At 53.1% G+C, this 7,307-nt stretch carries 7 protein-coding genes; 3 read left to right on the forward strand and 4 right to left on the reverse strand.

What is annotated here, in order from left to right:
• Window positions 1-7: 7 nt before the first annotated feature.
• Window positions 8-826: an ABC transporter permease gene (locus ACTG3Z_RS10320; RefSeq protein ID WP_439142990.1), complete on the forward strand. Its 819-nt coding sequence runs from the start codon at window positions 8-10 to the stop codon at window positions 824-826.
• Here the strand turns inward: ACTG3Z_RS10320 and ACTG3Z_RS10325 are convergent.
• Window positions 816-1,715 carry a DMT family transporter gene (locus ACTG3Z_RS10325; RefSeq protein WP_439142991.1) on the reverse strand — a complete coding sequence of 300 codons (900 nt, stop codon included), beginning with the start codon at window positions 1,713-1,715 and terminating at the stop codon, window positions 816-818. The two genes, ACTG3Z_RS10320 and ACTG3Z_RS10325, sit on opposite strands and share 11 nt — an antisense overlap.
• A gap of 264 nt (window positions 1,716-1,979) precedes the next feature.
• On the opposite strand from ACTG3Z_RS10325, the gene ACTG3Z_RS10330 reads away from it, so the two are divergent.
• Both ACTG3Z_RS10330 and argF read left to right on the forward strand, forming a co-directional pair.
• On the forward strand, window positions 1,980-3,158 hold the full coding sequence (locus tag ACTG3Z_RS10330) for an aspartate aminotransferase family protein (RefSeq protein WP_439142992.1): 1,179 nt from the start codon (window positions 1,980-1,982) through the stop codon (window positions 3,156-3,158).
• 78 nt (window positions 3,159-3,236) lie between these two features.
• Window positions 3,237-4,163 carry an ornithine carbamoyltransferase gene (argF, locus tag ACTG3Z_RS10335; RefSeq protein ID WP_439142993.1) on the forward strand — a complete coding sequence of 309 codons (927 nt, stop codon included), beginning with the start codon at window positions 3,237-3,239 and terminating at the stop codon, window positions 4,161-4,163.
• 15 nt (window positions 4,164-4,178) lie between these two features.
• On the opposite strand, the gene ACTG3Z_RS10340 is transcribed toward argF, so the two are convergent.
• The 3 genes from ACTG3Z_RS10340 to ACTG3Z_RS10350 all read right to left on the reverse strand — a co-directional run bounded on the left by ACTG3Z_RS10340 (window position 4,179) and on the right by ACTG3Z_RS10350 (window position 7,199).
• Window positions 4,179-5,081, reverse strand: a complete 903-nt coding sequence (locus tag ACTG3Z_RS10340) for a hypothetical protein (RefSeq protein WP_439142994.1) — start codon at window positions 5,079-5,081, stop codon at window positions 4,179-4,181.
• 66 nt (window positions 5,082-5,147) lie between these two features.
• Window positions 5,148-6,629, reverse strand: a complete 1,482-nt coding sequence (locus ACTG3Z_RS10345; RefSeq protein WP_439142995.1) for an inorganic phosphate transporter — start codon at window positions 6,627-6,629, stop codon at window positions 5,148-5,150.
• A gap of 111 nt (window positions 6,630-6,740) precedes the next feature.
• Entirely contained in the window at window positions 6,741-7,199 is a 459-nt protein-coding gene (locus ACTG3Z_RS10350) for an NUDIX hydrolase (protein ID WP_439142996.1), read from the reverse strand.
• Window positions 7,200-7,307: the final 108 nt, after the last annotated feature.

Consider the following 7,307-nt stretch of genomic DNA (forward strand, 5'->3'; position numbering starts at 1 on the left):
GACACCTATGACACAAAACACCGCACTGGATACACCACAGATGGGTGCGCGCCGCTTTGGTCGCGTAAATTGGTTGGGTTTGCAAACTTTGATTTGGCGCGAAACACGACGTTTCTTGGCCGTGTGGACGCAGACGCTCTTGGCTCCCTTGGTGACTGCGGGACTTTTGCTTTTGATTTTTAACCTCGCTGTCGGGCCACGTCGTGGCGAAGTCATGGGTGTGCCGTTTATCGAATTTATTGCGCCTGGCATTTTGATGATGACCGTCATTCAAAACGCTTTCGCAAATGTGTCCTCTTCGATTGTGATCTCTAAAGTTCAAGGGAATATCGTGGATACTTTGATGCCACCGCTTTCCCCCTTGGAGATGGTGATCGGTTATCTTGTCGGGGGTATCGGGCGCGGTGTGTTCGTTGCGATCGCTATTGGACTTGGTTTACTGATTTTTCTGGGCGTTGGGGTGCAACATCCATTTATGGCGCTGGTTTTTGTTGTGCTTGGCTCTGCCTTCTTGGGCGGGCTTGGCATCATCGCAGGCGTATTCGCAAATAAATTTGATCAAATGGCTGCGATTACAAACTTTATTGTGACACCGCTCGCAATGCTTTCGGGAACATTTTATTCAGTCACTGTTCTTCCGCCAATCTTGCGAGAGATCACGTATTTCAACCCGATCTTCTACCTAATCGATGGGCTGCGCTATTCGGTGATTGGCGTTTCGGACAGCAATCCGTGGTCGGGCATGTTCATTTGCACCGTTGCCGTCACCATGGTGAGTGCGATTGCCTTTCAAATGCTGCGCACAGGATACCGTCTTAAACCTTAGTGCTTAGCGCCTGTCGCCATGCCAAAAGTGCGGCACCCGCGATGATAATGCCCGCGCCAAGCAAAGACACGCTGGTCGGGATAACGCCAAAGATCAACGCGTCGTAGAGGGCTGCAAATAAAAGGGTTCCGTAGCTGAAAGGCACGACAAAAGACGCATCGGCGCGCGCGACCGAGTTCAAAAAGCATGTTTGCGCGGCCGCCATCAAAACACCTACTCCGGCAAGTGCGAACCATTGTTGTATTGTGGGTGGTTCCCAGATGAACACAACGGCGAGCGTGGCCATGATCAGTCCGATCGCATTGTTTACAAGCAGGATTTGAAACGGTGCTTCTTTTCCTGACAAGCGTTTGATGAAGATAATTTCCAAACCCAATATCAACGCTGCCCCCAGTGCAAGCAATGCGCCGGGCGCAATCGCACCTGAACCGGGTCGCAGTAAGATTAAAGCACCAATCATTGCAATGCCAGCTGCGCACCAGCGAATAGGGCCTATCTTTTCACCAAGCAGGAAGATCGCAAAAACCATCGCAAAAACTGGGTTCAAGAAGCTTATCGCCGTGGCATCCGCAAGAGGAATGTACACAGCAGCTGCAAACATCAAAGTGACACCCGCTGCACCGCAGGTGGTGCGCATCACATGAAGCTTCAGATCAACGGCTTCGAATTGCGGGCGCAAGATCAGCGCGGCACTGCCGAGGCTTAGGGCGGCAAACAAGAAACGTGCGTGCGTGATTTGCACGGGGTGCAAAGGGGACCCGAGTGTATCGGTGCCAAGCGCTTTCGCCAACAGAGTTGTCGCTGCAATAAACGCGGTCGCACAGATCATCAAAATCATCGCGAGGCGCGGGTTATGGGTTGGTAAATTGCTTTTGCAAGGATCGATCATACGCCAGACCTGCTTTGAATCAGATCTATCTACAAGCGCGCAATTGTACCGAGCATACAATCGCGCGCTTGCATTCTCTGTGTGCTCGGCTACAAGACGCCATGATCAAGAACGCACATACCCGTCTTCGACGACACTTGCGCCGCGCCTAAACGCGTTTGATCCGCCGTGCGTGACGGCCAACTCTATCACGCATCACCCAAATTGTTGACTTGCCCCTGCCGCTCAGGCACTCAAAGGGCTCACTTTTCTAAGGATACTCCCATGATCCCCTCCGTTTTGCCGACTTATTCGCGTGCGCCTATGTCCTTTGTTAAGGGCGAAGGGAGCTGGTTGATTGAAGCAGACGGGCGACGCTTCCTCGATTTAGGTGCTGGAATCGCTGTGAATGCGCTCGGTCATGCACATCCAGCGCTGGTTGCGGCGCTTACAGATCAGGCAAATGCGCTGTGGCACGTGTCCAATCTTTATCAAATCCCGCAACAGCAAAAGCTCGCGGATCTGTTGGTGGAACATACCTTCGCAGATACCGTCTTCTTTACCAATTCAGGCACAGAAAGTTGCGAACTCGCCGTGAAAATGGCGCGTAAATACTGGTACGATAAGGGCGCTCCAGAACGGGTAGAGATTATCACGTTCGAAGGGTCTTTTCACGGCCGATCTTCCGCAGGGATTGCCGCTGCAGGCTCAGAAAAAATGACCAAGGGATTCGGTCCATTGCTTGGAGGCTTCAAACATCTGGCTTGGAATGATCATGAGGCGCTTACAGCCGCGATAAGCGATCAAACCGCTGCAATCATGATCGAGCCTGTGCAAGGCGAAGGTGGTATTCGCCCCCTTCCTGATCAGTGCCTCAAAGGGTTGCGTGATCTGTGTGATGAACACGGTATTCTGCTCATTCTCGATGAAGTACAGTGTGGGGTGGGTCGGACTGGCAAACTCTTCGCGCATGAATGGGCAGGGATTGAGCCTGACATTATGATGGTTGCGAAAGGCATTGGCGGTGGCTTCCCGCTTGGTGCTGTCCTTGCAACCGAAAATGCTGCAAGTGGGATGACCGCTGGCACTCATGGTTCCACTTATGGCGGTAACCCTTTGGGCTGCACGGTAGGGTGTGCTGTACTTGATACCGTTGCCGACCCAGAGTTCCTTGCAGATGTTTCACGTCGTGCAGGCGCGCTGCGTCAAAGCTTAGAGGGTTTGATTGCTGAGCATCCGGACGTTTTTGAGTCGGTTCGCGGGACTGGCTTGATGCTCGGAGTAAAATGCAAAGCAAGCAACATTGATATCGTCAACGCAGGCTATGACCAGCAAGTCATCACCGTGCCTGCGGCTGATAACGTGATCCGCCTTCTTCCTGCGTTGAATATTACGGAAGCTGACATCGCAGAGGCGACTAAGCGTCTCAGTGCCGCTGCCTCTAAAATAGAGCAAACGGTCTAGCCTTCCTCTTTCTTTAAATATCCCGGGGAGCGCGAGGGGCTGGCCCCTCGCACCGGCACTAACAAAAAGCATATCAATATGAACCATTTTCTAGACATCCACAAAACAGACCCTTCCGCGTTAACCAGTATCATCCACGAAGCACGCGCTATGAAAGATGCGCGCGTTGGTCTGCCCAAAGCGACGCTTGATGCTGAACAACCGCTTGCGGGTCACATGGTTGCGCTCATTTTTGAAAAGCCCTCCACACGAACACGCGTGTCCTTTGATGTGGGGGTGCGCCAAATGGGTGGGCAAACTATGGTGCTGTCTGGCTCCGATATGCAGCTGGGGCACGGTGAAACAATTGCTGACACAGCACGCGTGCTGTCGCGTTATGTCGATCTGATTATGATCCGAACTTTTGATGAAAGCGTGTTGTTGGAAATGGCTGAATACGCGGATGTTCCTGTGATCAATGGCCTAACCGATCGCACGCACCCATGCCAAATCATGGCGGATATTATGACGTTTGAAGAACATCGTGGGCCAATCAAAGGCAAGAAAGTCGTGTGGTGTGGCGATGGCAACAACGTGTGTGCGTCTTTTCTTCATGCGGCAGGCCAGTTTGGGTTTGATATGGTCTTCACGGGGCCAAAGCAGCTTGATCCTGAGGATGAGTTTGTCGGACTTGCGCGCAAAGCGGGTGTTAGCGTGAGCATTGAACGTGATGCTCACACAGCAGTTCAAGGGGCCGATCTTGTGGTTGCGGATACTTGGGTGTCGATGCACGATAGCCAGTCTGCCAAAGAGCGCCGCCATAATATGCTGCGCCCTTATCAGGTGAATGAAGAACTGATGTCACACGCCAAACCAGACGCGCTGTTCATGCATTGCTTGCCCGCACACCGCGAAGAAGAAGCAACCAGTGCCGTCATGGACGGCCCAAATTCAGTGATTTTTGATGAAGCGGAAAACCGTCTTCACGCGCAAAAAGCAATCATGCGGTGGTGTCTCGAAAAATAAGATCTGCGACGGCGGTTAATCGGCCAGAAAGATTGTCGTCAAAGATCCGTCGTCGCCTCTCAGATAGCCAATTCCGCCGGCCTCGTCAGGTTGACCGGAATTGGTCAGCCCAAAGAAACGCCCCAGCGCGCTTTCTTGCGCCCGATCTGTGATGATTTCGACGTCGCGGCCATTTTGTTGCGTGGTGATCGTGCCGCCAGAAAATTGGTTTCCAAAGATTTTCATACCGGTGATCTTGATGCCATTGAAACCCACGTTGGCCGAAACGCCTGTTTCTCGGTTGGTAATGTCAAATTGATCAGTGGTGACGTCCACAGTGCCATTTGCAAAGTTTGCTTCAATTTTGGACGTACCTTTGCTCAAATCGAAGTTGGTTGTGCTGTTGAAATAGCTCGCTTGCGCTTCACCCGTCAACGTGGCCGACCCGGTCGTTGGCATATCTTGCGGTCGTGTTACGACGCCGTAAACGCCGGTGGTCACGAAAGGTACAGTGTTGATAAAATAGGCGTGCGAATAGACCCGCGCATAGTCATAGTTGCCGCTAAAACCCTGCGCAGGCGTTGAAAATAGCGTGGACACACCATCAGTAAGCAACCCGCCCGCGCTAAATCCATCTGGGTCAACCAAAGTGTATGCGCCGTCGTTGATCGTAGTTGCTCCGCTCGCATGATCAAGCGTTCCTGAAGAAGTGGTCAGTGTCGTCGCCGTTGGGATAGGTTGCAACCTTAGTGCTACGCCGCCAAGTGTGCTGGTCTCGTTTGCCGTACTTGCAAGGCGTTCGTAGTCGGGGCTGAGGTTCGTGCCAGACGTGCTTGTCCGGCTTTCATCGACCGAATTGCAGGCTGGCAGAGCTGTTACCAGCAACATTGCGCAAAGCGCTTTTGGGCGTGAAAGTGCAGTTAAGGATGATGCAAACATGCGCGCCAGCTTAACCAGTTGGGGCGCATTGCATAGAGGGTTCCGGCTGATCCGGCGATATCGCGCTTAGACCGCGATCCAATAGAGCAATGTGAAGATGCCTGCGGACATAAGGGCTGCGGCTGGCACAGTGATGACCCAGGCCGCAACGATCGTCATAAAGTGCGAACGGCGGACGAGTTTGCGACGTCGGCGCTCGATCGGTGCGATGGTCTTCGCGGCAGGGACCGGTCCTTTCAGACCACGCAATCGCCGCTCCATGTGCCATTCGCGGTAGAAACCGACGCCGAAAATACCACCAACCGCGATGTGCGTGGAACTGACCGGAAGGCCCAACCAGCTCGCAACAATCACAGTGATCGCGGCAGATAAGGCAACGCAATACGCGCGCATCGGGTTCAGTTTGGTGATCTGGCTACCCACCATGCGGATCAGTTTGGGGCCAAACAAGAACAGACCGAACGAGATACCAAACGCACCAATCACCATGACCCACATCGGGATCGCGACTTTGGACGAGAAATCACCAAACTCGGAGGCATGTACAATCGCCGCCAACGGTCCAACCGCGTTCGCGACATCATTTGCACCATGCGCGAAGCTCAAAAGTGCAGCCGAGAACACCAATGGAAGGCCAAACAAAACCTTGAGCGATTTATTGCGGTTCTCTAAGCCCTGAGACTGCTTTAAAATAAGCGGTTTCGTGATGAAATAAGTCGCAATACCAATCGCAGCACCAATGAAGAGCGCAGTTTGTAGATCAATCTTGATGATCCGCTTGAGGCCTTTCATCGCAAGATAGGTCGCAAAGACACCCGCCATAATGCCGACGAGGACGGGTACCCAAACGCGCGCCGCGGCGATTTTATCTTCGCGGTAGATGATCTTATGTTTAATAAACGCCAGGAACATTGCCGCGATCAAACCACCAAGGACAGGTGAAATAACCCAGCTAGCTGCGATTGTGCTCATCGTTGGCCAGTTTACCGCAGACAGACCTGCAGCAGCGATACCAGCACCCATGACACCGCCCACAACAGAGTGTGTTGTAGAGACTGGTGCGCCGACGTAGGTGGCAAGGTTGACCCAAAGCGCGGAACTGATCAATGCGGCCATCATCGCCCACATGAAGACTTGACCGTCCTCCACCGCTTTCGTGTCGATAATTCCTTTGGAAATGGTCGACACAACATCCCCGCCCGCCAAAAGCGCGCCTGCACTTTCGCAAATTGCAGCAATCGCAATAGCACCGCCCATAGTTAGCGCATTCGCGCCCACCGCAGGACCCATATTATTAGCGACATCATTCGCACCAATGTTGATCGCCATGTAAGCGCCAACAGCGGCAGCGGCGGCCACGATCAACGACCCTTCAGTGCCCCCGAACCAGATCATCGCGATCAAAAAGGCCATCAAAATAAAAGCAAAAGCAATCCCCAGACCCACCATAGGGCGCGCCACGTAGTTGGTTGCCATTTCCAGCTGGCCAATACGGTTCAGGTCGCGGTCCAGTGTTTTCCACTGGCTGCCTAGAGGGTTTTCCGCCATTTTCTGTCTCTTTCGCATGCAGCAATGTTGCAAAGCGGTTAGACGTGAAAACGCTTCAAGACAAGTGATTCATCTCGACATAGGCTGGTATTGATATGCGTTAGCGCCGGGTCAGAAGTTCTTCAGAAGCGCTTGTAAGCCGGGCTCTTCGACCATTTCAGCTGCTTCGACAGGATACACCCATTTGCGTGTGCGCTCAGTCGCTTCGGGGAAGTTGTCTTCCAAGTGATCCACTTCAACCGCGTAGACCTGTGTTGCGCAGGACACGACCCCGCCACCATCCATGCGTTTTTCATAGTCATAGCTGCCAATTGGTTCAGGCGCGATTGCCGCCGCCTTTACCCCAGCTTCTTCCCACGCTTCTTGGGCTGCTGCTGCATTTGCTTCAAGCCCGTCAATCGGCCAACCCTTCGGGAGGATCCATCGCTTGGTTTCGCGACTGGTGATTACGAGCACTTTGCGATCGGTGCCGGTTCCTTTGTAGCAAACTGCCGCGACTTGCACGCGAGCCGGGCGCTGCACCATGGGTTTCACGACTTCGTCCCAAGCTTTTTTAAGCATACCTGCCATTCTATTCGATCGTCCTTTTCTTATTATTATGGGCTTTGTTGCACAAATCGGTCTGAGGCCGATCTCCCCCTTACCCCAGACGGATTTAGCCTACAGCCACGGTACTTG

Source organism: Planktotalea sp. (assembly GCF_965659345.1).
Classification (GTDB): domain Bacteria; phylum Pseudomonadota; class Alphaproteobacteria; order Rhodobacterales; family Rhodobacteraceae; genus Planktotalea.